This window comes from Cryobacterium sp. M91, assembly GCF_002929615.1.
GTDB lineage: Bacteria > Actinomycetota > Actinomycetes > Actinomycetales > Microbacteriaceae > Cryobacterium > Cryobacterium levicorallinum.
Genome location: NZ_PJJT01000082.1, coordinates 1 through 24,225, shown reverse-complemented (window position 1 = coordinate 24,225; position 24,225 = coordinate 1). Strand labels below are relative to the sequence as shown.

The window sequence follows — 24,225 nt, the reverse complement described above, 5'->3', positions numbered from 1 at the left end:
GTCCCGACGGGGCTCGGCGCCATTCAAGTGCCGAGCCCGTCGAGATGACAGCGAGTGCTTTAGACGCGGCGGCGCTTGGGCGGACGGCATCCGTTGTGAGCCTGGGGCGTCACGTCGTTGATCGATCCGACCTCGAGGCCAGCGGCCTGCAGCGAACGGATCGCGGTCTCGCGGCCTGAGCCGGGTCCCTTGACGAAGACGTCAACCTTCTTCATGCCGTGTTCCTGCGCCTGGCGGGCGGCCGATTCGGCGGCCAGCTGTGCTGCGAAGGGGGTCGACTTGCGCGAACCCTTGAAACCAACCTGGCCCGAAGAGGCCCAGCTGATGACGGCACCGGTCGTGTCGGTGATCGACACGATCGTGTTGTTGAAGGTGCTCTTGATGTGAGCCTGGCCCACAGCAATGTTCTTCTTTTCTTTCTTACGCGGCTTCCGTACGGCCGACTTGGGTTGTGCCATGAATTTCTCCTGAATCCTAAAGGCGTTAGCGGGCTAGGCCGAGGCCTAGCGCGCCTTCTTCTTGCCGGCTACGGTGCGCTTCGGGCCCTTGCGGGTGCGAGCGTTGGTCTTGGTGCGCTGACCGCGAACGGGCAGGCCCTTGCGGTGGCGGATGCCCTCGTAGCTGCCAATTTCAACCTTGCGGCGGATGTCAGCGGCAACCTCGCGGCGGAGGTCACCCTCAACCTTGAAGGTTCCCTCGACGTAGTCGCGGAGAAGGACGAGCTGGTCGTCGCTCAAATCCTTGACGCGGATGTTTCCGTCGATTCCAGTGTCGGCGAGGGTCTTGAGGGCCCTCGTACGGCCAACACCGTAAATGTATGTCAATGCAACTTCCACGCGCTTATCGCGCGGGATGTCGACGCCGGCTAGACGTGCCATTGTGTCTCCTGTTTAGTGATGGAGGTCTGTAACAGTTCCTGTACACCGGCCTCCAACCGATGGTGTCACCCCGAAGGGCTCCCGGAACTGCTATTTACTTATGCAGGTGAATCTCGAAGAGAGAGATTATCCCTGGCGCTGCTTGTGACGCGGGTTCTCGCAGATGACCATCACGTTGCCGTTGCGGCGGATGACCTTGCACTTGTCACAGATCTTTTTGACGCTGGGCTTGACCTTCATGGTGATTCCTTGTTTTTCGCTGTCTTCGTACCAACGGGATGCCGTCGGCCGTTACTTACAGCAGTCGTTACTTGTAGCGGTAGACAATCCGGCCGCGGGTCAAGTCGTACGGGCTCAACTCAACGATCACGCGGTCCTCTGGGAGGATACGGATGTAGTGCTGACGCATCTTGCCCGAGATGTGGGCAAGAACTCGATGGCCGTTTGACAGCTCAACGCGAAACATCGCGTTGGGCAGAGCTTCGACTACCGCGCCCTCGATTTCGATGACACCGTCTTTTTTGGCCATACCCTCACTGTCGCTCTGTATTGAATGCTGGTCACGCGGGATTGGTGCCAGACACGCCACAAAAGACGACACCAGACACCAAGGATCAAGCTTATGGTATGAGATTGCCTTTTGGCAATTCAGTCCTATAATCGGCCCCGGCGCAGTGCATCCCAAATGCTCACCGACTCCGCCTCGGCCATCTGCCTGGCGACCGCTTCATAGAACGGATGCCCCGCATCACGGCCCGCCCACGCCGGAAACGTTATCGCCCGTTAACCTTCCGTTTACCTTGGCGTCGGTCGGCGGTTACTTCATTTACTTAGCGTCGTCTACGGGTCAGCACCGGCCCATGCACCAGCAATCATGTCTTGTTCTTCTTGAAAGGGATTCACGTGAACTTCAAGCGTTTCGGCCGCCCCGCGGTCATCGCCATTGCCGCAGGCCTCGCACTCTCCTCCTGTGCAGCAAATGAAGGCGATGTTGCCACCACCGGCGACGAGGCATCTGCGAGCACGCTCACCGGCACCCTGAACGGCGCCGGTTCCTCCGCAATGGACGCCGCCCAGCAGGCCTGGATCGCTGCCTTCCAGATCGCCAACAACGGCGTCACCATCAACTACGAGCCCTCCGGCTCCGGCGGCGGCCGCGAAGCCTTCATCGCCGGCGGCACCGACTTCGCCGGCAGCGACTCCTACCTGGGCGACGACGAGCTCGCGGGAACCTTCGCTTCCTGCGCTCCCGACACCAAGGCTGTCGACCTGCCGGTCTACATCTCCCCCATCGCCGTGATCTTCAACGTCGAGGGTGTTGACGAACTCAACATCGACGCTGACACGCTCGCCAAGATCTTCTCCGGCGCGATCACCAGCTGGGATGACGCCGCAATCGTCGCGCTGAACCCCGACGCGACCCTCCCGGCCGCAACGATCAACGCCGTGCACCGCTCGGACGACTCGGGCACCACGAAGAACTTCAGCGATTACCTCGGCCAGACCGCACCAAGCGTGTGGACCGAAGAGGCCTCCGACACCTTCCCGTTCGACGGTGAAGGCGCCAAGGGCACCTCGGGCGTTGTTGACGCTGTCACCAACGGCACGAACATGATCGGCTACGCCGACGCTTCGCAGGCCGGAGACCTCAGCACCGCCAAGCTCATGGTCGGCACCGACTTCGTTGCTTACACCCCCGAGGCCGCGGCCGAGGTTGTTGCCGGATCACCCCTCGTGGCCGACCGCGCAGCCGACGACCTCGCGCTTGACCTGAACCGCAAGACCACCAACCCGGCGGAATACCCGCTGGTTCTGGTGAGCTACGCGATCGTCTGCAACGAGTACGCCGATGCCGCCCAGGGCGAGCTCGTCAAGGCTTACATCGAGTTCATCTCCAGCGCCGAAGGGCAGGCCGTTGCCGCAGAAAACGCCGGCGTTGCACCGATGACTTCCGAGCTCGAAGCCAACGTCGCCGCTGTTCTCGCGACCGTCAAGTAACACCTGGACACACCTGCCCGGTCAGCTTTTCGCACATGTGCGGGAGCTGATCGGGCAGACTGGGGTGTGCACGTCTTTTTATTGACGTTCGCACCCCAACACCGATACCCGGCATCAGGATTTCACCAGTTTTTGTTTTCTAGGGAGACCCCGGCATGACCACAGCTGCCGCCACGACCATCAAGGCCAGGCAACGACCGGGTGACCGCATCTTCTCCTCTGCCACCGTCATTGCCGGCAGCCTGATTCTTGCCATGCTCGCTGCCGTGGCAGTCTTCCTCCTCGTGGAGAGCCTGCCGGCGTTTGTCGCCGCACCCGATGATTTCAGCGGTGACGTGACCAACTTCTGGTCGTACGTGGGCCCGTTGGTCTTCGGCACCATCTACTCGGCTATTTTGGCCCTGCTCATGGCAGTGCCCGTCGCTATCGGCATTGCGTTGTTCATCTCGCACTTCGCCCCTCGTAAGCTCGCGCAGGGCCTCGGCTACCTGGTCGACCTGCTCGCTGCCGTTCCCTCGGTGGTCTTCGGGCTCTGGGGCATCGGCGTGCTCGCCCCGATGGTGCAGCCGTTCTACACCACCTTGGTCGAGTGGTTCGGGTGGTTCACCCCGTTCCAGGGCCCCGTCTCGGGCACCGGTCGCACCATCTTCACGGTGGCCATCGTGCTCGCCGTCATGATTCTGCCGATCATCACCGCCATCTGCCGCGAGATCTTTCTGCAGACGCCGCTGCTGCACGAGGAAGCCGCTCTGGCCCTCGGTGCAACGCGCTGGGAAATGATCCGCATGGCGGTGCTGCCGTTCGGACTGCCCGGCATTATCTCGGCCTCGATGCTCGGCCTCGGCCGGGCCCTCGGTGAGACCATGGCCGTGGCCATGGTGCTCTCCCCCAGTTCCGAGGTCATCTTTCAGCTGCTGACCTCACAGAATTCGAACACGATCGCCTCGAATATCGCGCTGAACTTTCCGGAGGCGCACGGCGTCGGCGTGAATATTCTGCTGGCAACCGGCCTCATGCTGTTCGTGGTCACCCTGCTCGTGAACATGCTGGCCCGCGTCATTATCAACAGCCGTAAGGCATTTTCGGGAGCCAACTGATGACATCCGTTTTGGAAGCTTCGCCGCTGACCAACTCGCTTACCGCGGGCAAGCTGCCCCGCCGTTCCTCGCTCTGGGTACTGCTGGCCAGCTGGGCCGTTTCAGCCGCGTTTTTCGCCATGCTGTTTCTGTCGGGCAGCGTCGACGGCTTCAACGTCGTCGGCACGGTCGTGTTCGGCACGGTGCTGTACTGCGTGGCCATCTACGTGCTCTCCCGCCTAGTCGAGGGTTCGCGTAAGGCCAAGGACCGTTTGATGACGGCGCTCGTGACAGCGGCCTTCGTCATCGCGCTGCTGCCCCTCGTGTCGATCATCTATACGACCGTGGTCAACGGGCTGCCCGCGTTTCTGACGCCGACGTTCTTCACCTCCTCGCAGCGCAACGTGGTCGGTGCCGGCGGCGGCGTGCTGCACGCGGTCATCGGCACGCTCATGGTGACCGGAATGGCCACGCTCATCTCGGTGCCGATCGGGCTGCTGGCCTCGATCTACCTGGTCGAGTACGGCCGTGGCAAGCTCGCCAAGGCCATCACCTTCTTCGTCGACGTGATGACCGGGATCCCCTCGATCGTTGCCGGGCTGTTCGCCTTCGCGCTGTTCGCGCTGTTGTTTGACGACCCGGGCATCCGCTTTGGATTCGGCGGGGCGATCGCGCTGTCGGTGCTGATGATTCCGGTCGTGGTGCGCTCGAGTGAAGAGATGCTCAAGCTCGTGCCGAACGAACTGCGCGAGGCCGCTTTTGCCCTCGGGGTGCCGAAATGGCTGACCATTCTCAAGGTCGTGCTGCCGACATCCATTGCCGGAATCGTCACCGGTGTGATGCTGTCGATCGCCCGGGTCATCGGTGAGACCGCTCCGCTGCTGATCATCGCCGGATTCACCTCGAGCATGAACTATGACCTGTTCGGTGAGCGGATGATGACGCTGCCGGTGTTCGTGTACACGCAATACGCCAACCAGGGAGCGGATTCGCAGGCATATATCGACCGGGCCTGGGCCGGGGCGCTCACCCTGATTCTCATCGTGATGCTGCTCAACGGACTCGCCCGCCTCATCGCCCACTGGTTCTCGCCCAAGCTGGGCCGCTAACACTTCTTAGAAAGGGACTCATGTCCAAGCGCATCGAAGTCAACGACCTCAACGTCTACTACAGCAACTTTCTCGCCGTCGAAGGCGTGTCGATCGTGATCGAACCCCGCACGGTGACCGCGTTCATCGGGCCGAGCGGATGCGGAAAATCGACGTTCATTCGCACGCTGAACCGCATGCACGAGGTCATCCCCGGCGCGCGCGTCGAGGGTGAAGTGCTCATCGACGGCAACAACCTCTATGGACCCGGGGTTGACCCGGTGCTCGTGCGCCGCCAGGTCGGCATGGTCTTTCAGCGGCCGAACCCGTTTCCGACCATGTCGATTCAGGACAACGTGCTGGCCGGCGTCAAGCTCAACAACCGTCGCATGAGCAAAACGGATGCCGACGACCTCACCGAAAAAGCCCTCCGCGGCGCCAACCTGTGGAACGAGGTCAAGGATCGCCTCGCGCGTCCCGGATCGGGCCTCTCCGGCGGGCAGCAGCAGCGCCTCTGCATCGCGCGCGCCATTGCGGTAGAGCCCGATGTGATTCTGATGGACGAGCCGTGCTCCGCGCTCGACCCGATCTCGACGCTCGCCATTGAAGACCTCATCGAGGAGATGAAGAGCGAGTACACGATCGTGATCGTGACGCACAATATGCAGCAGGCCTCGCGGGTGTCTGACCGCACCGCGTTCTTCAACATTGCGGGCACCGGCAAGCCCGGCAAGCTGATCGAGTACGACGATACGACCACGATGTTCTCGAACCCCAGCGTGCAGGCGACCGAGGACTACGTGTCAGGTCGGTTCGGGTAGGTCGCCCGCTGGTCGGAGTCGTGAGTTTCAGGGCATCGACTCAGTAGACAACTTTGGTGGGTGACGACCGACCTTCACCCACCGAAGTTGTCCACTGAGACCCGTCCAGGGACAGCTAGCCCGCGAAGAGGGCTCCACCGTGGGTGACGCGACCGGCCAGGAGCGTCGCGGCGACGGGCATCCGTTCGAAGACTGCGTCGGAGACGGTCAGCGGGTCACCGTCGAGGATGGCGATGTCGGCGACGTCGCCGACGCGCAGGCGGGTGCGTCCGCGGGCTGAGGCGGCCAGTGCCTGGGTGCGAGTCACGACCTGGTCGGGGCGCCAGGGTTCGCGGCCGTCGCTGCGGGCCCGCGACGACGCGGCGCTCATGGTGGTGAACGGGTCGAGGGGTGCGACGGGGGCGTCGGATCCGAATGCGAGTGTCGCCCCGGCGTCGAGCAGCGAGCGCAGGGCGAAAACGCGGTCGGCTCCGGCGGCCCAGTTCAGTTCCACGGTGTCGCGGTCGTCGAGCGCGTGCTCCGGCTGCACGCTCGCGATGACGCCGAGGCGGGCGAAGCGGGCAAAGTCGTCGGCCTGCAGAAACTGGGCGTGCTCGATGCGTCCGGTGGCCGCTGCGCGTTCGAAGGCGTTCAGCGCGATCGTGTTCGCCGCATCGCCGATCGCGTGCACCGCGGGCAGCAGCCCGGCCGCGGTGGCGTTCACGAGAATCTCGACCAGGTCGTCTTCACTCACGGTGAGTACGCCGTGCCCGCCGACCGGATACTCGTCGACGCAGAACGCCGTGCGGGTTCCCAGCGAACCGTCGATGAGCATCTTAAGCGGCCCCACGCTGAGCAGGCCGCGGGTGCCTGCAATGCGGTCGCCGGTGTGCATCCGTTCGGCAATGGCGCGGTCGAGGTCGGCCAGGTAGATGCCGGCGTCGATGCGCAGGGAGTCGAATCCGTCGGTGATGCGGCGTTGCCAGACGCCCGGGTTCCAGGTCATTTCGAAGTCGACGATGCCGACAACGCCGCGGGCGGCAGCCCGGGCTCCGGCCTGGGTGGCCAGGGCGTCAACCTCGGCATCGGGCAGCTGCCCGAGCGCAATCGTGAGGGCGAACGCGGCCTGCTCGCGCAGCAGTCCGGACTCGTCGACCCGCACGCCGAAACGCTCGGCGGCCGCGCTGTTGAGCCAGACACAGTGCAGATCGTGGCTGATCAAAGCGGTCGGATGCCCCCGCGTCACCTCATCGAGACCGCGTAGCGTGGGTGCGTCGGCCCAGATCGCATCGCGAAATCTGACGCCGATCAGCGGGGTCGGCCGCGCCGCAGCAATGGTCTGCGCGCGCACGAGCTCGAGGGCTTCGCGAGCCGATGCTGCCGCCGAGAGGTCGAATCGGGCGCCGGTGAGCGCCCACTGGGTGAGGTGCACGTGTTCGTCCCAGAGGCCGGGGATGACGGTGCGGCCCTCGAGATCCACGGCGGCGGGCCTGCCGGTCGGGCCTGCAACGGCGGGGGCCGGGCGGGTTGAGTCTGTGCCGGCGGGCACGATCTGCGTGATGATGCCGCCGGTTATGTGCACATCCGAGAATGTGGTGTCGCCGGGCTGCCTGACGGAGCGCAAAACGAGATCGGGCATGGTTCGGCTTTCGGTCGGGGCGTCCTGCCACCCTACCGGCGGGCAGTGTGCAATCGGCGGCGGCTGGTATCGCTTCGCAATGACGGCCAACGAGCGACAAGTTGCGCAAGGCGGGCGTGCCAAAGCAACCGCCACATCAGCAAGATTGCAGCACCGAAAGTCAGTGCACCCCGGTTAGCTCTGACGCAGCGGGTCAACGCCCGTACTTGGCGACCAGGAGCTCCAGTGCGAAGACGTAGCCAAGCAGGCCGGCGCCGGCGATGACGGCATCCGCTTTCTCGGCGATATAAGAGGTGTGACGAAACTCCTCGCGCGCGTGCACGTTGGTGACGTGCACCTCGACGGTGGGGATGGCGACGCCGACGATCGCATCGCGAATGGCGATCGAGGTGTGGGCGTAGGCCCCTGCGTTGAGGATGATTCCGGTGGCCCCACCGCGGGCGCCGTGGATGGCGTCAATGAGCGCGCCCTCATGGTTGCTCTGAAAAAACTCAACCCGCACGTTCAGCCGGGCGGCCGCGGCGGTGACGCGCGTCTCGAGGTCGAGCAAGGTTTCGGATCCGTACCGCTCGGGCTCGCGAGTGCCGAGAAGATTGAGATTCGGGCCATTCAGCACGAGGAAGAGCGGCAGGGGCGAAGTCTCGTTGGTCATACGCAATTGTTCCACGTCGCGCAACGCGCCAGGAGAGCATAACAGTCAGCACAAATAGGTGAGAAATCATCAGCTACCCGTAGATATCTACGGTGAAGGTCGGTACGGTGAGGCCTTCAAGGCCCACCCGACGCCTCCACTGGTGCCAAAACGACCGTTCTGACAGGAATTCGCTCATGCTCAAGAAGCTCTTCGCCCTCACCGCGCTGACCGCGCTGACCGCGCTGACCGCGCTCACCATCTTTACCGTGCCGGCCGCAGCATCCGCTGCCACCTACGTTCCCGAAGGCAGGTCACCCCTGGCCGTGACCGGCACCCTGGTCCCGACGGATGAGGTGTATGTCGGCTACAGCGGGCTCGCCTCCACCGGTTACGACGCTCCCGTGTTGCTGCTCGCGGGTGGTGGTGCCGCGCTCCTCCTCGGCCTCGCATTGGTGACCACGAGCAGGCGACAGCGCGCCACCGCGTGACCCGGTTGAACGACGCCGCGCGGACCGCGCGCCCTGCGCCCCGTTCAGGGGCTCCCACTGGCGCCGCCGGTCGTTAGGCTACAACCAGGGGGTAAATGGGCATGGCGAGGCACCACGAGGGCTACGCCCGATCCCTGCTGGAATTTCAGATTGTGGTGTTTGGGGCGCTGCTCGTCGTGGGCACGGCCCTACTGCTCAGCCGTCCGAACAGCCTGGACCCGATGTTGTACGGTACCGGGGCGGGCCTCATCGCTCTCACGACGCTCGCGACCGTGCTCGGGAACCGCACAGTGCTGTTCCAGCGGTTCTCTCTACTGGTGCCCCTGGTGGATATTGTGGGCATCCGCTTGACCGCACTAGCTGACGATCCCATGCTGTCGGGTGGGGCGCTGCTGCTCATGCTGCCGATCATCTGGATTGCCTACTCCTTCGGCCCCTGGGGCTTCGTGATCTGCCTCGCCCTCGTGGCAGCGACGAGCCCGAGCAGCTTTTTCGCGGGCTACGCCGACTTCGACTCCAAGGAGTTCACCCGTCTCGTCGCTTTCCCGCTGACCATGGTCATCATGTCGGCGGCAGCGGGGGTGTCGGGCACCCGCATCCGTCGTAAACGTCGTGAACTGGCCGCGCAGACCGCCCTCACCGAGCAGGCGGTGCGGGCCCGCGACGACCTGATCGAGGCGGTCACCCACGAGCTGCGTACTCCGCTCACCTCCATTCTGGGCAATGCCGAGCTGGTGCAGCGCGCCAGCGAGCACGCGCAGACCGTCGAGCGGCGGGCCGGGGTGATCGTGCGGAACGCCGAACAAATGGAGATGATCCTCGCCGATCTGCTGCTGGCGCGCAGCACCGGCACCTCGCAGCTGGAGCTGCACCGGGCGGCGACCGACATTCGGGTACTCATCGACCATTCCCATGCGGCGAGCCGTGCTGCCGCCGATGCGCGCCAAATCACCATCGACGTCACCGCGGCCGCCCCGGCCTGGGCCGAGGTCGACCCGAGTCGCATTCGTCAGGTGCTCGACAATCTGCTCACCAACGCCGTCAAATACAACCGCGTCGGCGGCACGGTGACCGTGAGCGAGACCCGCGACGGTGACACGGTGACGTTTGCGATCACCGACAGCGGATGCGGAATCGCTGCGGCCGATCGCGCGCGGGTTTTCGAGCCGTACTTTCGCACCGAGTCGGCGCGGCTGTCGACCCAGCCCGGTACCGGGCTGGGCCTCGGCATCAGTCGCGACATCGCCCAGCGGCACGGCGGCGATCTGCGCCTGGCCCACTCGTCGGCTGCGGGCAGTCGGTTTGAGCTCACGCTGCCGCTCGCGGGGGTGACCGTGGCGCCGCCGCCGCTCAGCGTTTCTGCACTGCAGGGAGGGCGCCATGGCTGAGACCGCTGAACGCGTGGCCGTGGTGATCGAAGATGACGCCGACATTGGCGAGGTACTCGAGGCCATCCTCGGCGAGGCCGGATTCGTCGTGAAGATCGCCCGCACCGGCGCCGCGGGTGTGCAGCTCGTGCGAGACCTGAATCCGACGCTGACGACCCTCGACGTCAACATGCCCGGCATGGACGGTTTCGAAACCCTCAAGCGCATTCGCCTGCTCACCGACCGGAGCATCATCATGATCTCCGCCCGCTTCGACGAGATCGACGTCGTGCGCGGCCTGAGCGCCGGAGCCGACGATTTCGTGGCCAAGCCGTTTCGCACCGGAGAGCTGCGCGCCCGCATCGACGCCGTGCTGCGCCGAGCGCCGGCCGCGGCTGAGCCCGACCTATTGGAAAGCGGATGGCTGCAGCACGATGGCCTGCGCCTCAACCCCGAGCGGCGCCTCGTTGAGGTGGAACGGGCATCCGTTCTGCTGACGCGCAGCGAATTCGACCTGCTTGCGAGCCTGATCCAGCCCAGCAACTGGGTGCACAGCAAGGCCGAGCTCATTCTGGAGTTGCGCGGGGAGAGCTACGTCACGAGCGGTCTCGTGACGGATTCCGACCGGCGCTCCCTCGAGGTACACGTGGCCAATGTGCGCAGAAAGATCGGGCGCACGAGCTCCGGGGCCGAGCGAATCGAAACCGTGCGCGGCGTCGGTTACCGCCTGGCGGCGGCCTCCTAGGCCTTCTTGAGATCGCATCCGTCGATAAGTAAACAAGAGGGTGAAAGTACTTGCACCCGCTTGAAACGGATGCCGAGCGGCGATGCCCTCGAGACGTCTCGCCGTCGCGTGCTGAGCCAAGTCGCCGGCCCCGGCAGTACCCGACCCGGTTCCGGCGTGAGCTAGACGGACTCACGATGGCCAGATATATTAGAATTTAAGAAAACAAGAATTTCGAGGTTGACATGGCCATACTCACACTCCGTACGCATAACCAGATCACCGTACCCGCCAAACTGACCCGCGAGCTCGGGCTCAGTGTCGGGGATCCGCTCGACGTCCTGATCGTCGGCGACACGATCGTCATCAAGCGGATGGCTCCCGTCGCCCAGGAGGATTGGCTGACCGACGAGACACTCGCCGAGATCGACGCCGCGGCCAAGGGGCCATTCACGACGTTCACGTCGCTCGACGAGGCAGAGCGCGCACTGAATGGCTGAAATTCAGATAGCCCTCTCCACCATCTATCAGCGGCAATTCCGAAAACTGAAATCCGATGACCTGCGAAAACAGGCTCTGGAGGCGCAGAGGGACATCCTTCACCTGCTGCAGTTGCAAGCAGCCGGAAAAGGTAGCGAGAGTGAGTCTCGAAGTATCGCGACCAGACGGCGTATCAAGGTCATTCAGCGCTTCAAGTCGATCAGCCCGAAACGATTCGAAGCCACGTTCGCGCCGGATGGCCGACTAGCCTGGAGCTTCGACGGCACCACCCTGGCGTTCCTACTTATCGGGACGCACAAGGTTTTGGATATGGACTAGCCCGTGGGAGCGCGGATGCATGGTGGCCGTTGACGCTGCTGACCTACCCAACTGCGCTGCGGCAGCGCGTGCACGGTTCACTGATACCAAGAGCGGGTCTTGACACTCAGTTGTCAAAACAGTCCCGTAAATCGCCGGCTGGCGCGGCAGACCGCGCTGCACCATCCTTCTTCTTGAGAGCGGATGCGGGAGGGCCACCTCACTATGCGCCGCCGGCGTGCGGCGGTGTCAGTTGCGGCCGACGACCGTTGCGAATCGGTTGTCCATAGGCGCATGCCAGCGGATGCGTGATGGCTGAGTTCCGGAGGCGGCTCGCCCATCCCCGCCGGTCGAGGCGCCAGGTGCAATATAAGAAACGTGGCCCGCTACTTCGCCAGGTCCACTCCGGCGTCAGAAGCCAGAACCTTGATGAGAGCGGATGCGTTCTCTTCGCCGTAGCCAGCGTCACAGGCTCGCTCGATGGTGCCAACGGTAGCGATCGTGCCGGGCACCGACACGCCAAGGCTTTCGGTGAAGTCCTTCACGAGGTTGCCGTCCTGGAGCATGAGCTGGAGCGCAAAGCTCGGCGAGTAGTCATTTGCGACAACCGCAGAACCGACACCGTCGAAGATGGGCGACCGAAAGTCAGTGACGGCAAATACTCCGAGAACGTCCTGAAGATCCAGGCCGGCCTTTTCGCAAGCGACAGTGACTCCCCCGCGCCTCCAACTGGGCGGCAACGGCGAGGTTTCCCACGAGATTTCTCTTCGCGCCATTCCCAACGATGTTGGTGACCACGCCTTGCCCCATGGTGTCTAAACCGATAGTGCAACCGCGCTCATGTTCTTGCCTGACTCATAGAAGGGTTCGCGTCACCGGTACGCGAATGATGGGGAGGCAACACCGAGAAGGCCGAGCCTTGCTCTGGACAGGTCCCGATGCCCCCACTGCGGCACCTCTTCGCACTGTACTTCAACCCGCTTCGACTCAAGAAGGTGCAGCACCGGTGTGTGCACGACTCAACGCGCATATCGAAGAAAGCATTCATCTTCGCCCCGGTGGCATCGTCGAATACACGCCAATTCTTTGAGCGGATGCGGAATGGCCGAGTTCCGCAGACACCGTCGCGATCGCCCAACTCACCCATTCGACCGTTCAAGGGTAGCAAAGCCGCATTCATCCCGCCGTGGAACAACCCCCTCAATGGGGAAAACCCGCTCGCGTAGTATTAGAGACACTGGCTACTTGCCACAGCACGCACGCACACTCGGGGGAGGTGACCGCATTTTGTCGAACACGACGCACACGCGAAAGCCCACCAAACCAACCCACGACTGGCACGCCGTTTATTCGGCACGCCTCACCCTCACCGACCTGCTCGTGCTCGTCTGGGTGGTCTCCGGCGTGCAGATCGCCTGGTTCGGCTTCGATAGCGCCAACCTGGCCGTGCGTTCCACGAACCTCGCCGTCTCGTATACCTCGGTCTCGGTCATCCTCATCGTCAGCTGGATGGCCGTGCTCAGCATTTATGGCACCCGCACCGACCGGGTGCTCGGCACCGGATTCGACGAGTACAAGCTGATCGTGGGGGCATCCGTTCGGCTATTCGGTCTCCTCGCCATCGTCGCGTACCTGTTTAAGATCGACGTGGCGCGCGGCTACATTTTGCTCGCCTTTCCCCTCGGCATCGTCGTGCTCGTGTTCTCCCGGTGGATGTGGCGCCAGTGGCTGGTCGCCCAGCGCGCACAAGGCCGGTACACCTCCCGGGTGATTCTGATCGGCACCCAGGAGTCCTCGGCCCGCATCGCCAGCGAGCTGCAGACCCGCCTCGGCGCGGGCTACCTCGTGGTCGGCGCGTGCGTCACGGCCGGCCCGGCCGACACCCACCTGCCGGGCGGTACCGTTCCCGTGCTCGGCGGCATCGACGATGTGCACGCCGCCCTCGATTCCCTCACCGCCGACACGCTGATCGTGACCAGCAGCGACGCCATCTCCCCCACGCGCATGCGCGAACTCAGCTGGAGCCTCGAGCCCGGCCGCCACCACCTCATCATGGTTCCGCGTCTCATCGACGTGGGCGGCCCGCGCATTCATACCCGGCCCGTCGCCGGCCTGCCACTCATCCACGTCGAGACCCCCCGCTACGAAGGCCGCACGCTCTTCACCAAGCGCGCATTCGACATCGTCGGCTCGGCGCTGCTCATTGTGGCGCTCTCGCCCGTGCTGGCGGCCATCGTGCTCACCGTGCGGCTCAGCGGCCCGGGTGCGGTAGTGTTTCGCCAGCAACGCGTGGGCCACAACGGCCAACGCTTTCAGATGCTCAAGTTTCGGTCGATGGTAGCGGATGCCGAAGCTCGCCTGGCCGCGCTGCAAGACACTCCGCGGGTCGTCGGCAACACGGTCATGTTCAAGCTGCAAAACGACCCCCGCGTCACCCGCGCTGGCCGGTTTCTGCGCCGCTACAGCCTCGACGAGCTGCCGCAGCTGTTCAATGTGCTTGCCGGATCCATGTCGCTCGTCGGCCCCCGCCCGCCCCTCGAGACCGAGGTGAGCGAGTACGAGCTGCACGTGCACCGCCGCTTCCTCGTGAAGCCGGGCGTCACCGGACTCTGGCAGGTCAGCGGCCGCTCCACCCTCACCTGGGACGAAACCGTGCGCCTCGACCTCTACTACGTCGAAAACTGGTCGCTCACCGGCGACCTCGTTATTCTCTGGCGCACCGCCAAAGCCGTCCTAGCCCGAGACGGCGCCTTCTAAGAACGCGCCTTTAATATGGCTCTCCTGACTCTTCCGTGGGTTAAACCCGGCCCGGGAGCACCGGTTTGTGCCCGCCGAGGCCTTCCTTCAGGTAGTAGGCGCGGGCCAGTCGGGGGTCGGTCTGCACGATCCAGGCGAGCTTGGTCTGTTGCTTCTCGGTGAGGTTTTCCGGGTTCTTCCAGAGCGCGTAGCGACAGTTCTTGATGCCGGCCGCTCGGGCGCTATCCGGTCGTGGTCGGGCATCAGCGGCAGGCCGTCCGCGGCCGCGTCGGGTCTCGTTATGCCGGGCGGCTATGCGGGCTTCGTTCCACGCGGCCCGGCGGACGTCGTCGAGGGCTTCGGTAGCCCATTTCACGACGTGGAACGGGTCGGCGCAACGAACCGCGTTGGGCGCGCGTTCCTTGACAACACTGGCGATCCAGGCCGCGCCGTCCGCGGAAACATGCGTGATCTGTGCTGAGCGTTCCGGCCCTAACGCGTCGAAGAACGTCGCGAGGGTGGCCTTGTCCTGGCCGGGTGCAGCCCAGACGAGCCGGCCGGAATCGTAGTCGACAACGCACGTCAAATACTTGTGGCCGCGCTTGCAACTGATCTCGCCAACGCCGATCCGGGTGAGTCCGGCGAACTGGTCGAACTGCTTCTCCGTGTCGGCCCAGACCCGGGTGATGATCGCGCCAACGGTGCGCCACGCGATGCGCATCAGTACGGTGATCGCGGTCTTGGAGGTTTGCGTGGCTACCCAGGCGACCTGCTGATCGAAGAACAGTGTGTGCCCGCTTAGATGCCGAGCCCAAGGGACGGCGGCGACGGTGACGCCGTGCACCCGGCAGCTCACCCGGGGTGCCGCGGCTTCTACCTGGATTTGGACCGCGCCCGCATCCAGGGACCGCCAGCGGCGACGCCCGTCGCCGGCGTCATAGCGGGGGCAACGTTTCCGGCAGGCCCCGCAACGGTTCCGCATCGATGCCGTCGGGCGTACTGACGCGACCAGAATGCCGGTTTCCACGTCGAAATCGACGGTTTCGACGATGGTTTTGTCGACTCCGAGCAGAATTCGCCATAGTGTTGATTTTTGCACGCCGCTTTTTCCGATCCTAAGTTTCTTGCCTTTGACAGTTAGAAACCCAGACGGAGAGCGGCGTGCACTCGTTAAGGCGCTCGGAAACCACCCACGGTTACGTCAGGAGAGCCAGTTTTTCCGTGATTTTCCTAATCGATTGCGATGTCCACAGCAGCGGTCCGATGGAATCTCCCATCGTGTCCGGCTCGATGAGGGCGCTAAACGCGGTCACCAATTCCTCGTCGTGCGATTCGGCGCACTTACGGCCACCGCCCGGCTTACGCGAACGGCCCACTGCCACGGCGACTCCGTCCGTGGCCTCTTTGGGCTCACGCCGAACAGTGTCCGCGGCAACCCCCGTCGCCAACGCAACCACCACCCCGCTGGAGCCAAAGTGGGTAGCCTCAGCGCCCAACCACCGCCGACTCTGAAACTCGTTTAAGTGTGGGCGCGGAGTCTCGAACCGACGTGCCAAAGACTTTGCTAGATTCGGCCCTTGACAATTTTAACGCAAAAACCCATAAAACGAGGCTATCGATTCACGAGCCCGTTGGCCGGGGCGAGGAGTCGGCACCAGACTCTCGAGGAACGTATGATGGGGTTATCGCTCATAAGCGGCGTACTTGAGATAAACCTCGGGAGCTAGTGCACATCACCTGTGGATGTTCCCTTAACATTCCTTGGACGTCGGCAACATCCGTTGGAGGTTAGCTATTGAGCATCAGGGGGATTGGGACGGATAAACCTGCTCGGGTACTACTAATGTTCAACTCCTTCCGAACCGGAGGCTCTCAAACTTACGGGCTAGAGCTAGCGCGAAGTCTGATAGAAGACGGCGCTCAAGTCACAGTTATGGCTAAAAGAGGCCCACTTGCGGAACAGTTCCGGAAGGCAGGGGCACAAGTGATTGCCATGCGATGGCGAGAAGGTATCGCTTTCGACCATCGCGGACTCCGACAACAAGCGGCGACGACCGTATCCTTGGGTCTTCTTGGGCTAGGCCTAGCGCTGTCTCACGGACACAAATTCGACTTAGTCGTAGCATCCCAACCGTGGCCAATGTTCTACGCATCAGTATTCTTCCGGCGAACCCCGGTAGCCGCGATTTACCACGGGATGACAGCCGTTGAGTACCCGCCGGCTTATGCAAATTACACGCTCAAACACATCAACCATCACTTCGCAGTCAGCCATGAAACTGCGGATCAAATCTTGTCCGTGGACGCCACCGCAAAAGTATTGGTGATCGGCAATCTTTTCAATTCAGCCGACTACTGGGGCGATTCTCGACCTTGGACAAAGCCGCGGCCTCGAAATGCGGGTTTGCTAGTGTCTGTCGGCACGTTGACCGAGAACAAAACAGACGCAGTGAGTACTGCTATCGAGTGGCTTCGAGAACAACCCCGCTGGCGGCTCGTAATTGTTGGCGACGGGCCAATGAGACCGGCATTGGAGGACGCAGTCCGACGCTTGGAGGTGTCGGATCGGGTGCGATTTGAAGGCTCGCGAACGGATACGCGACCCTACTACGACTTGGCATCTGTCGTCATGGGCGTGGGCCGTGTCGCTCTCGAAGCCGCGAGCAGAGGTGTGCCGGTGGTCATTGCGAGCGACGGCCGTGTCTTTGGCGCACTCAACCCAAGTAACCGGGCAGACGCGGAACTCCGGAACTTTACTGGGAGGGCTGCGGGCTCTCGAAAACTTTCGGTCAAATCGCTCGGGCTGGCGATCGAGGATGCGAGACACATCTCCGTGACCGATCGAATGCTGCTCGCTGCAAGCCTGGAGACTGTAGGCAATCCCGAGTTGCTTACACAGCTATTGAAGCAACATGCGCACTAACTCGAGTCACATCTGGGCGCCGCTCGGTCAGGTTCCTGTGTTTGTTGTCGCGGGATTTACTTCCCTCGTCGCTGCTGGCCTACTGGGGCCCTCAACCTGGGGAGTGGTTTCAACAATAAACGCGACCGTGGCGCTGATAACTGTCATCAGTGCCCTCGGCTATCCAACGCAGATTGCGAGAAATCCTAATATACTTTCGAAGCCTCTCGACTTGCTTAGGCGAATTCCGCTCCTGATTCTCGTAGTGGGCGCGACCGCCCTGCTAGCGCTCAGACTAGTGGCGGCGCCAGGATCGGTCATCGGCGAAGCGCCTCTAGCGCATTGGGCAATCTACACCTTCCTGCTACTGCTCAGTATTGCGCTCACCGTGAATGAGTGGGTCCTCTCCCTATTCCAAGGACTTGAACGTTTTCGCGATCTAGCCGTCCTGCGTTTGCTGGCCGTGACATTGCCAGGCCTTGCGGTAGTGATTGTGGCATCAATCAGCGCTGACCTAGGGAAAGCGCTCCTGGCTCTGGTTTTCTCCAACTTGCTGCTTAGCGTGATACTGACAGTCATATTCTCCTCTGCGACCCGGCGCGGCGTGCAGACTGCTACTGCAGACGAGCGGGTAAACCTCGAGAATCGCAAGTTCGCCATCAAGCCAACTCAGCTTCTTGGGTCTTACCTGACCTCGGTCGCCCTCCTTCTGGCGCTCCGCGTTGATTTGATTGTCGCGTCAGTTAGATCCGATGCTGCCGCGGTCGGGACATTTGCGCTCGCCCTAATGCTGGCCGAAACAGCGTGGTTTGTCGCCAACGGAGCTGCCATCTCGATGTTGCCCCGAATCGCAAAAGCCGCCGGGGTGGACCAAGCCAGTCTGATGGACCGCAGTCTCTGGTGGAGCCTACTGGCAGCGACTCTCACGAGTGCGGTACTCGTGGGAGTCGTCGCGCCGGTGCTGCAAGCCGTTCTCGGAAGAGACTTCGACGATCTCTTCTGGAATCTCCTGGTGCTCGCGCCCGGCATGATTGCATTCGTCGTCGCAAAGCTCCGCCTTACACAGTTAATAGGGCACAACCTTTGGATTCAAACTATCGCGCTTTGCGCAGTCGTCATCGCCTCGAAACTGGCCCTGAATCTCTTCCTGCCGGAGCAGTTCGGCCCGCTACTGCCCGCCACCGCAACCAGTGTTTCGTATGTGTTTGGCGCAATCGTTGTGGCAATCGTCACCAAGCAGATTTTCAATCGGCGACGCCGGCGGGGTAGTGATGCAGGATAGACAGAGGTCGACAAACCAAACTATCGACTACGTGAGTGCTGCTGCGTTAGCCGTACTCTTGGCTCGCGGGATAGCGCTGAATGTGTCGATCTTTGGCTTTGACGCGATATTCATCGCATCTTGGGTCGTGCTCGTAGTCTCAGCACTTATGAGGACACGCCTGGAGAGAATTCAACTGACAAGCGTCTCACTTGCGCTTGGGGCTATCTTTGTTGGATTTGTGGTGGCATCCGCGGTCGCAGGCTCTGCCCTACAAGGCACAATCACCATCGCGAACTACATGTCAGTTCTTGGGCTCGCCATGCTCTTGGGCCGAAGTAATCCCAAACTACTAGCGCAGACTCTCGCGATGGTCCTTACGTTTCACCTGGCATTTGCATATGTGGAACTCCTCACGGGAAAAACCTACGTGTATTCGACATGGAAGCTGCTCGAAGCCACGTACGTCAATGGAGTGCCACGTGTCTCATCCACTATTGGAGACCCCAACTACTTTGCGCTAGCGCTGCTCGTGTTGTCGGGCCTGATCTCACACTTGCGACGGGTATTGGGACTTGGGATAAAGTACAAGGTCGTTGCGTGGGTCGGGTTTGGAACCGTGTTACTCACATTCTCCCGTGCTGGCTTGGTGGCGCTAGTTCTTGTTTTCGTGTTCCAAGGTGCCCGAAAAAACCAAGCCCGTGAGGTGGCAGTGATGTCTATCGCGTTTGCCTCTGCACTTGGCTTGGTTATGTATGCACTAATTCCCGCGATCTCTAATACGGCCACCTCGATTGCCTCTAGGTTCTCCAGCATCTTTGAATCCGATGCAAGTCTTTCCTCGCGAGTAAAGTTCCAGGAGTTTGGTCTCGATACCTTGCTGAACTCAGGACTTCTCGGCATTGGACCCGGACAATTCGAGACTCTGTCGCTGCAGCTTTACGATTCTTCGCGTCCTCTAGATCTTCAAACTCAGGTGCTGAACACATACCTTGAAGTTTTGCTAGCGGGTGGGCTCGTTTCGCTCGTTGGACTCCTCTACCTTATGGGCGCGGCTTTCAAGCGGCAATGGGCACTGAGTCACTTCTACGGAGCGCTACTGCTAGGCTTGGGCGTTGCCATATTCACCCTTGATACTCTGCAATTCGTATACTTGTGGCTCCTAATTGGGTCAGGCCTTACAATCAAGAAATGCGGACAGTCGCTCAATGGTACTTATATCGGCAGTAATCGTGACTTACAACAACGCTGAAGTCTTGGCGAGATCACTTGATTCCGTTCTGCAAGAAGATACTTCTGACGTTGAGGTCATTGTTGTTGACAACAACAGTACTGATGGAAGTATTGATCTTTGGGAGCTACATCGAGGTGCCCTACGTTGGATTCGGTCATCTAAGAATGGTGGATACTCCTACGCCGTCAATCTCGGGGTGGCCGAGGCTCGCGGCCAGTATGTGGCAGTCTTGAACGATGACGTAATCACGAGTGGGCGAACTCTAATCAGTTTGGTAGAGAGTCTTCGGCGCCGAGAAGGTGTAGCCATGATCGCCCCGCGCTTGACTCGACCTGATGGTTCCACTCAGTGGACGTGCCGCGAACTTCCATCACTTCGCGGAGAAATTGCGGACCTGCTCGGGTTAGCGAGTGTGCTGCCAGAAGGCCTTGGTGGGTACTTGCTGGGCCCTTGGGGGCATAAAACCAGTCGAGCAGTTGAACAAGCCGCCGGCGCCGCACTCGTAATATCGAAGGAAGATTTCGTCGCCGCGGGTGGGTTCGACGAGAATTATCCACTCTACTTCGAGGACGTTGACTTCTGCCGTCGAGTTCGCGCGCTCGGCGCGCTCTATTATGACCATGAAATCACAATGACGCACGTCGGCGAGGCGACCGCATCGCACTTTCGGGCTCGAACCACCGCTGCGATCGCTACAGGACGATACCGGTATTTTGTGAACAACCACAGTCCCGCCAAGGCCGGGGCTATTCGCATTCTGGGTCTCCTGAGAGCGCTATCCCGTGCGGGCGTGTTCGGCTTCCGTGGCGCGCTCCTTCGGCGGTCCCAAGATCGAGAGAGGTCGGCAGCATATGTATATGCGTTTCGCGCCCTTTTAGGTTCTCCGCTAGATTATGACCCCCTCGAGGGAAGTCGCTAATGGCGCGAATGGCGCGAATGGTCATACTGTCGACCTATCCCAGTGCTGACGCAAGTTTTCGTCTTCGTATGCTTCCTGTGGTTGACGCGTTCCGCGAGCGTGAGTATGAGGCACATGCTTACTCGATCTTTACTACACGTATGTTTGAGGCGAGGAACAGGAGCCCACGTTTTCGAGCTTTCGTTTCATTCTTGCTCGCGTGGCGACTCCTTCAACGGATTATCCATCTTGTCCTCATGCGCAGAGTGAACGTGTTGGTGATTCATCGGGAGGCGTTTCCATTTGCCACACCCTGGTTGGAGCGGCTTGCGATGTCTAGAGCCGAGTTCTCAGTGTTGGATTTCGACGATGCTCTGTTCGCGGAGCCGACGCACGGCCGAGATTGGCGGCGACGCTTCCGCAATCCGGCAAAGTTCTCGGACGTCGTAAGGGCCGCCGACCTCGTGACAGTTGCCTCGCCGGTACTTCTGGAGTGGGCGAGCAAGCTCAATCCACACGTCGAGTTGGCTCTGACCTTGCCTCCTTCGCGCCGGCAGGTCAATTGGTCGGAAGACGGCCCCGTACCTGTGGTGTGGATCGGATCGGACAGCACCGTAGATCAACTGCTCACTAGGCTCGAACCCATCCGCGACGCGGTTGCCCACCTGTCTTCCGAAGTTCGGATCCTCTCTGGAGACCAAACCCTATCCAGAGTCTGGCCCTCGAACGTCTCGGCAGCACGGTGGAGCGAGGCCGGTGAAGACGCACTATTGAGCGTCCCTGGAGTCGGGGTGATGCCCTTGACATCAGATACGTGGGGGAAGGGTAAGGGAGCGTACAAAGCACTGCTTTATCTCTCGGCGGGCTGGCCTGTTGTCATGAGCCCAGTTGGCATGAACATCTGGGTCCTGAACGCCTCGCAAGCTGGAAGGCTTGCGGACTCGGAGGACTCGTGGCGGGAGGCCGTGTCGCTCTTGCTCGACAATCCAGTCCTGTGCTCTGAGCTTGGTGACCGGGGGCGAAAGTGGCTAGAAATGGCTCGGCACAAATATGACCTGGCCAACATCATACTTACGGGGGTAAAGAATGCGAGTCGCTGACAGCACCCTGACTATTGCGGGTATTCAGGTCAGGAACCGCCCGACGTCTCTCGTCGTGAGCGAGATCGTGCAGTCGGGATTTGAAGCTCGCACACACTTTTTCTTTGCGATTCACGTGGGCGGCCTGATCCTCCGACATGACCGACGATTCATCTCTGCGATGTCACAGGCCGACATGGTCTACGCAGACGGAACCGCGGTGGTCTTGATCGCGCGCCAAGTCGCTCGTCGAACGGGGACAACGTTCCGCATGGAGCGCGCGCCGACGACCGACATCGGGTGGACTGTAATCGCACAACTGCGCGAGCGACTTGACAGGCCCGTCCGGCTAGCTCTGGTCGGTGGGCCACCCGGCCTCGCGGCCCGCGCCTCGAGTGTGCTTGCGGAGACAGGTAACGCACTTGTTGTATTTGTGACGCACGGCTACCACGAAGACTGGAGGCCGGCGGTGAGTGAGATTGCGGAGGCAGCGCCAGACCTGGTGCTGGTCGGGCTGGGCGCGCCGCTGGAGATGTATTGGTGTTTGGAGTGGCGAGATGCGCTACCTAAATCAGTCGTCATGACCTGCGGCGGTTGGTTCTCCTTCTTGTCTGGAGACGAGAAGCGAAGCCCGCGGGTACTGCAGCGTTTTGCCCTCGAGTGGTTTGGCCGTTTGTTGCAGAATCCGAGGCGGCTTTTTCCCCGGTACACCAGAGGTTTTGTTGCAACGTGTGCTCTCCTTATTCGACACGCTCTTGAGCCAAGAGACGAAGCGGAGAAGGAGTGAAAATCGTCGCCCTCCTGCGAGTGCGGAACGAGCAGTTACTCATCGCTGATGCACTATCGCACCTTGCGCAGTGGTGCGACGAAATAATCGTGTACGACGATTGCTCCAATGATGCAACTGTTTCAATAGTTGAATCTTTCAGCGCTGAGTCGGTCCGACTCATCAGGGGATCCACATGGCGCATAGATCGAGTTTCGGAGGAAACGGCGCATCGCGCACTTCTCCTTGAGCACGCACAGAGGGCGGGATACGACTGGTGTCTCTACATCGATGCGGACGAGCGTCTTGATTTCGACTTGCGGCAAGTGCTTGCTGAGCAGGACAAGAGTGTCACTGCCCTGCGGCTTACGTTGTTTGATGCGTATCTAACACCAGAGTCGCATTGTCCGTATGTCTCGGGGCCGATCTCGTCCCTTCCGCGAAGGTTCGGGATTGAATACCGACACATTTTGATGCTCTGGAGCTGGCGAGCGCGCGTCTCCTTTGTCGGGCTGGATCAACGCGAGCCTACTTTGGGTTTGCTCCAAAAGGTCTCCGACGGAGACTGGCGCGTTCGTCACTATGGCAAGGCAATCTCGGCGGAGGCGTGGGAGGCAAAATGTGACTACTACGCCAACTACTTCCCCGAACCTTATAAGACAAAATGGGCGGATCGCAGGGGCCAGGCTGTTCATATTCGTAGCGATTTCGGCGGCTCACTAGTCGAATGGGAGGAGCTGCAAATGGGCCGCGGTGTAGACATCACCCCAGCATCGGGCTGGCGCCAAATCATCCGTCGCGCCCTTGTTCAGATGTCGTCGCGCAATGGTCGAAATAAGTAGATAGCCGGCTGAAATGCCCCGTCTACCCCGACGAGCTAATCTAAACTTGGAACGGCCGTCCCCGAGCTGTTAAGGTTGGATGAGGCCAACGCCTCAGGGCAAGTCTCCCGTCTGATGTGGGGCGAGAACCAGGAATTATCGATCATGTCCAGCTCATCCCCGTCGGCTCTGCACGACGATATGCCTATGACCAACACCAGCCCGGGCCCCACGCCGGAGGCCCGAAATCCCGGCGAATATTCACCCCGGCCCAGAAACTTGACCTTCGCGCGGGCTACGAAGACACGATCCTCCGCAACGAGGGCGGCGCGTATCTCCGGCAGGACGGAATTTGTCAAGGCGAATGAGACCAGTGGGAGTTTAGGCGGCTAGTTCGAGCCCGTCGTTCTCAGTCGGTTTGTCGGCCGGTTTGTTGATCCATGCCGTCGCGGGAATGGTCAGAATCTTTGGTGCGTGGCTGGTGCTGAATCGCTCGGGGAAGCGTGCCCTGGCCACGTCCAGCGTCGCTGCCCGTTCGACGGCCTTCGCCTCGGCGAGGCCCTACGTGATGCTCCTATAGTTGTCAATTGATATTTTGGACTGCTTCTTGCTCGTGGAGCCAGTCCCGAAATTGGTAAGCGAGGTTGTCGTCTCGGCTGAGTCCGCGTTCGATTCGGGAGAGGGTGCCGGGCCAGGTGTTGACGTGGCCTGCTGCCTCGCGGAGGGTGATGTGGAGTTCCTCGCGCATGGTGCGTAGGTCGGTGATTGCGGGCGCGGCTTGCGGGTTAGTGAGCTGACGGTAGAGTTCCCGGGCGACGTATCGTTTTAGGCAGCGCATGATTTCCTTCTTGGTCTTGCCTTGAGCCGTTCGTCGGGCCGCATATTCTCTCGTCCGGGAGTCGGTCGCGAGACGTGAGACGACGTGGTGGATTGCCGCGTTGGCCGCTCTGTGAGTATTTGAGTGTTTAGGGGCCACTGAGTATTGCCTGCGGGGGCCACCGGTATTGCCTTCGAGTGCCGGGCTGTCGCGTGGTCGGG

25 protein-coding genes and 2 pseudogenes are annotated in these 24,225 nt (G+C 61.5%); 17 read left to right on the top strand and 10 right to left on the bottom strand.

What is annotated here, in order from left to right:
• Window positions 1–59: 59 nt before the first annotated feature.
• The 4 genes from rpsK to infA all read right to left on the bottom strand — a co-directional run bounded on the left by rpsK (window position 60) and on the right by infA (window position 1,407).
• Window positions 60–458, bottom strand: coding sequence for a 30S ribosomal protein S11 (gene rpsK, locus CXY80_RS08275; protein WP_035834641.1), 399 nt, complete (start codon window positions 456–458; stop codon window positions 60–62).
• 45 nt (window positions 459–503) lie between these two features.
• Window positions 504–878, bottom strand: a complete 375-nt coding sequence (rpsM, locus tag CXY80_RS08270) for a 30S ribosomal protein S13 (RefSeq protein WP_092449488.1) — start codon at window positions 876–878, stop codon at window positions 504–506.
• A 126-nt stretch (window positions 879–1,004) separates the two neighbouring features.
• A complete protein-coding gene (gene rpmJ, locus CXY80_RS08265) occupies window positions 1,005–1,118 on the bottom strand; it encodes a 50S ribosomal protein L36 (protein ID WP_035834639.1) in 114 nt (37 codons plus the stop codon).
• Window positions 1,119–1,185: 67 nt separating this feature from the next.
• Entirely contained in the window at window positions 1,186–1,407 is a 222-nt protein-coding gene (gene infA / locus CXY80_RS08260) for a translation initiation factor IF-1 (RefSeq protein ID WP_035834638.1), read from the bottom strand.
• A gap of 374 nt (window positions 1,408–1,781) precedes the next feature.
• Here infA and pstS point away from each other — a divergent pair, with 374 nt between their 5' ends.
• The 4 genes from pstS to pstB all read left to right on the top strand — a co-directional run bounded on the left by pstS (window position 1,782) and on the right by pstB (window position 5,861).
• Window positions 1,782–2,876, top strand: coding sequence for a phosphate ABC transporter substrate-binding protein PstS (pstS, locus tag CXY80_RS08255; RefSeq protein WP_104132213.1), 1,095 nt, complete (start codon window positions 1,782–1,784; stop codon window positions 2,874–2,876).
• Between the two features lie 155 nt (window positions 2,877–3,031).
• Complete coding sequence (gene pstC, locus CXY80_RS08250) at window positions 3,032–3,973, top strand: phosphate ABC transporter permease subunit PstC (RefSeq protein WP_092449485.1); 942 nt, start codon at window positions 3,032–3,034, stop codon at window positions 3,971–3,973.
• Window positions 3,973–5,061: a phosphate ABC transporter permease PstA gene (gene pstA, locus CXY80_RS08245; RefSeq protein WP_092449483.1), complete on the top strand. Its 1,089-nt coding sequence runs from the start codon at window positions 3,973–3,975 to the stop codon at window positions 5,059–5,061. Before pstC ends, pstA begins: the two co-directional genes overlap by 1 nt.
• Before the next feature lie 20 nt (window positions 5,062–5,081).
• Complete coding sequence (gene pstB, locus CXY80_RS08240; protein WP_092449481.1) at window positions 5,082–5,861, top strand: phosphate ABC transporter ATP-binding protein PstB; 780 nt, start codon at window positions 5,082–5,084, stop codon at window positions 5,859–5,861.
• Window positions 5,862–5,976: 115 nt separating this feature from the next.
• Here the strand turns inward: pstB and CXY80_RS08235 are convergent, their stop codons facing one another.
• Both CXY80_RS08235 and aroQ read right to left on the bottom strand, forming a co-directional pair.
• Entirely contained in the window at window positions 5,977–7,479 is a 1,503-nt protein-coding gene (locus CXY80_RS08235; protein WP_104132212.1) for an amidohydrolase, read from the bottom strand.
• 193 nt (window positions 7,480–7,672) lie between these two features.
• On the bottom strand, window positions 7,673–8,131 hold the full coding sequence (gene aroQ, locus CXY80_RS08230) for a type II 3-dehydroquinate dehydratase (protein WP_104132211.1): 459 nt from the start codon (window positions 8,129–8,131) through the stop codon (window positions 7,673–7,675).
• Window positions 8,132–8,307: 176 nt separating this feature from the next.
• Here aroQ and CXY80_RS08225 point away from each other — a divergent pair, with 176 nt between their 5' ends.
• The 5 genes from CXY80_RS08225 to CXY80_RS08205 all read left to right on the top strand — a co-directional run bounded on the left by CXY80_RS08225 (window position 8,308) and on the right by CXY80_RS08205 (window position 11,511).
• Entirely contained in the window at window positions 8,308–8,601 is a 294-nt protein-coding gene (locus CXY80_RS08225) for an LPXTG cell wall anchor domain-containing protein (RefSeq protein WP_104132210.1), read from the top strand.
• A 95-nt stretch (window positions 8,602–8,696) separates the two neighbouring features.
• Complete coding sequence (locus CXY80_RS08220) at window positions 8,697–9,989, top strand: cell wall metabolism sensor histidine kinase WalK (RefSeq protein WP_104132209.1); 1,293 nt, start codon at window positions 8,697–8,699, stop codon at window positions 9,987–9,989.
• Window positions 9,982–10,713, top strand: coding sequence for a response regulator transcription factor (locus CXY80_RS08215; RefSeq protein WP_104132208.1), 732 nt, complete (start codon window positions 9,982–9,984; stop codon window positions 10,711–10,713). Before CXY80_RS08220 ends, CXY80_RS08215 begins: the two co-directional genes overlap by 8 nt.
• A 224-nt stretch (window positions 10,714–10,937) precedes the next feature.
• Entirely contained in the window at window positions 10,938–11,192 is a 255-nt protein-coding gene (locus tag CXY80_RS08210; protein ID WP_092453175.1) for an AbrB/MazE/SpoVT family DNA-binding domain-containing protein, read from the top strand.
• The gene (locus CXY80_RS08205; RefSeq protein ID WP_092453178.1) at window positions 11,185–11,511 is read left to right on the top strand and encodes a hypothetical protein; all 327 of its coding nucleotides are present in this window, start codon (window positions 11,185–11,187) and stop codon (window positions 11,509–11,511) included. Before CXY80_RS08210 ends, CXY80_RS08205 begins: the two co-directional genes overlap by 8 nt.
• Before the next feature lie 365 nt (window positions 11,512–11,876).
• Here the strand turns inward: CXY80_RS08205 and CXY80_RS08200 are convergent, their stop codons facing one another.
• Window positions 11,877–12,266 carry an NAD-binding protein gene (locus CXY80_RS08200; RefSeq protein WP_104132207.1) on the bottom strand — a complete coding sequence of 130 codons (390 nt, stop codon included), beginning with the start codon at window positions 12,264–12,266 and terminating at the stop codon, window positions 11,877–11,879.
• Window positions 12,267–12,777: 511 nt separating this feature from the next.
• Here CXY80_RS08200 and CXY80_RS08190 point away from each other — a divergent pair.
• Window positions 12,778–14,247, top strand: coding sequence for a sugar transferase (locus tag CXY80_RS08190; RefSeq protein WP_233195148.1), 1,470 nt, complete (start codon window positions 12,778–12,780; stop codon window positions 14,245–14,247).
• A 76-nt stretch (window positions 14,248–14,323) separates the two neighbouring features.
• On the opposite strand, the pseudogene CXY80_RS08185 reads toward CXY80_RS08190, so the two are convergent.
• A pseudogene (locus CXY80_RS08185) lies at window positions 14,324–15,325 on the bottom strand (ISL3 family transposase); the annotation flags it as partial.
• 744 nt (window positions 15,326–16,069) lie between these two features.
• Here CXY80_RS08185 and CXY80_RS08175 point away from each other — a divergent pair.
• The 7 genes from CXY80_RS08175 (at window position 16,070) to CXY80_RS08145 (ending at window position 23,208) form a co-directional block, all read left to right on the top strand.
• The gene (locus tag CXY80_RS08175) at window positions 16,070–17,149 is read left to right on the top strand and encodes a glycosyltransferase family 4 protein (RefSeq protein ID WP_104132203.1); all 1,080 of its coding nucleotides are present in this window, start codon (window positions 16,070–16,072) and stop codon (window positions 17,147–17,149) included.
• Window positions 17,139–18,410, top strand: coding sequence for an oligosaccharide flippase family protein (locus CXY80_RS08170; protein WP_104132202.1), 1,272 nt, complete (start codon window positions 17,139–17,141; stop codon window positions 18,408–18,410). Before CXY80_RS08175 ends, CXY80_RS08170 begins: the two co-directional genes overlap by 11 nt.
• A 31-nt stretch (window positions 18,411–18,441) precedes the next feature.
• On the top strand, window positions 18,442–19,641 hold the full coding sequence (locus CXY80_RS08165) for an O-antigen ligase (protein WP_158251612.1): 1,200 nt from the start codon (window positions 18,442–18,444) through the stop codon (window positions 19,639–19,641).
• Window positions 19,598–20,542 (top strand): glycosyltransferase family 2 protein, encoded by a 945-nt coding sequence (locus CXY80_RS20710; RefSeq protein WP_104132200.1) that lies wholly within the window; start codon window positions 19,598–19,600, stop codon window positions 20,540–20,542. Before CXY80_RS08165 ends, CXY80_RS20710 begins: the two co-directional genes overlap by 44 nt.
• 236 nt (window positions 20,543–20,778) lie before the next feature.
• Window positions 20,779–21,621: a glycosyltransferase family 4 protein gene (locus CXY80_RS08155; protein WP_146070708.1), complete on the top strand. Its 843-nt coding sequence runs from the start codon at window positions 20,779–20,781 to the stop codon at window positions 21,619–21,621.
• 55 nt (window positions 21,622–21,676) lie between these two features.
• Window positions 21,677–22,387, top strand: coding sequence for a WecB/TagA/CpsF family glycosyltransferase (locus CXY80_RS08150; RefSeq protein ID WP_158251610.1), 711 nt, complete (start codon window positions 21,677–21,679; stop codon window positions 22,385–22,387).
• Window positions 22,384–23,208, top strand: coding sequence for a glycosyltransferase family 2 protein (locus CXY80_RS08145; protein ID WP_104132197.1), 825 nt, complete (start codon window positions 22,384–22,386; stop codon window positions 23,206–23,208). The genes CXY80_RS08150 and CXY80_RS08145 overlap by 4 nt, the downstream gene beginning before the upstream one ends.
• Window positions 23,209–23,568: 360 nt before the next feature.
• Here the strand turns inward: CXY80_RS08145 and CXY80_RS20105 are convergent, their stop codons facing one another.
• Both CXY80_RS20105 and CXY80_RS20100 read right to left on the bottom strand, forming a co-directional pair.
• Window positions 23,569–23,703, bottom strand: a complete 135-nt coding sequence (locus CXY80_RS20105) for a hypothetical protein (protein WP_369828662.1) — start codon at window positions 23,701–23,703, stop codon at window positions 23,569–23,571.
• Between the two features lie 265 nt (window positions 23,704–23,968).
• A pseudogene (locus CXY80_RS20100) lies at window positions 23,969–24,136 on the bottom strand (IS110 family transposase); the annotation flags it as partial.
• Between the last annotated feature and the right edge of the window lie 89 nt (window positions 24,137–24,225).

What these genes read in the sequence shown, in the direction of transcription:
- CXY80_RS20710 (WP_104132200.1), top strand. Translation starts at nt 19,598, where the DNA reads ATGGTACTTATATCGGCAGTAATCGTGACTTACAACAACGCTGAAGTC.
- CXY80_RS08220 (WP_104132209.1), top strand. Translation starts at nt 8,697, where the DNA reads ATGGGCATGGCGAGGCACCACGAGGGCTACGCCCGATCCCTGCTGGAA.
- CXY80_RS08170 (WP_104132202.1), top strand. Translation starts at nt 17,139, where the DNA reads ATGCGCACTAACTCGAGTCACATCTGGGCGCCGCTCGGTCAGGTTCCT.
- CXY80_RS08225 (WP_104132210.1), top strand. Translation starts at nt 8,308, where the DNA reads ATGCTCAAGAAGCTCTTCGCCCTCACCGCGCTGACCGCGCTGACCGCG.
- rpsK (WP_035834641.1), bottom strand. Translation starts at nt 458, where the DNA reads ATGGCACAACCCAAGTCGGCCGTACGGAAGCCGCGTAAGAAAGAAAAG.
- rpsM (WP_092449488.1), bottom strand. Translation starts at nt 878, where the DNA reads ATGGCACGTCTAGCCGGCGTCGACATCCCGCGCGATAAGCGCGTGGAA.
- infA (WP_035834638.1), bottom strand. Translation starts at nt 1,407, where the DNA reads ATGGCCAAAAAAGACGGTGTCATCGAAATCGAGGGCGCGGTAGTCGAA.
- pstA (WP_092449483.1), top strand. Translation starts at nt 3,973, where the DNA reads ATGACATCCGTTTTGGAAGCTTCGCCGCTGACCAACTCGCTTACCGCG.
- CXY80_RS08175 (WP_104132203.1), top strand. Translation starts at nt 16,070, where the DNA reads ATGTTCAACTCCTTCCGAACCGGAGGCTCTCAAACTTACGGGCTAGAG.
- CXY80_RS08215 (WP_104132208.1), top strand. Translation starts at nt 9,982, where the DNA reads ATGGCTGAGACCGCTGAACGCGTGGCCGTGGTGATCGAAGATGACGCC.
- pstB (WP_092449481.1), top strand. Translation starts at nt 5,082, where the DNA reads ATGTCCAAGCGCATCGAAGTCAACGACCTCAACGTCTACTACAGCAAC.
- CXY80_RS08200 (WP_104132207.1), bottom strand. Translation starts at nt 12,266, where the DNA reads ATGGCGCGAAGAGAAATCTCGTGGGAAACCTCGCCGTTGCCGCCCAGT.
- rpmJ (WP_035834639.1), bottom strand. Translation starts at nt 1,118, where the DNA reads ATGAAGGTCAAGCCCAGCGTCAAAAAGATCTGTGACAAGTGCAAGGTC.
- aroQ (WP_104132211.1), bottom strand. Translation starts at nt 8,131, where the DNA reads ATGACCAACGAGACTTCGCCCCTGCCGCTCTTCCTCGTGCTGAATGGC.
- CXY80_RS08155 (WP_146070708.1), top strand. Translation starts at nt 20,779, where the DNA reads ATGCGCAGAGTGAACGTGTTGGTGATTCATCGGGAGGCGTTTCCATTT.
- CXY80_RS08205 (WP_092453178.1), top strand. Translation starts at nt 11,185, where the DNA reads ATGGCTGAAATTCAGATAGCCCTCTCCACCATCTATCAGCGGCAATTC.
- pstC (WP_092449485.1), top strand. Translation starts at nt 3,032, where the DNA reads ATGACCACAGCTGCCGCCACGACCATCAAGGCCAGGCAACGACCGGGT.
- CXY80_RS08210 (WP_092453175.1), top strand. Translation starts at nt 10,938, where the DNA reads ATGGCCATACTCACACTCCGTACGCATAACCAGATCACCGTACCCGCC.
- CXY80_RS08235 (WP_104132212.1), bottom strand. Translation starts at nt 7,479, where the DNA reads ATGCCCGATCTCGTTTTGCGCTCCGTCAGGCAGCCCGGCGACACCACA.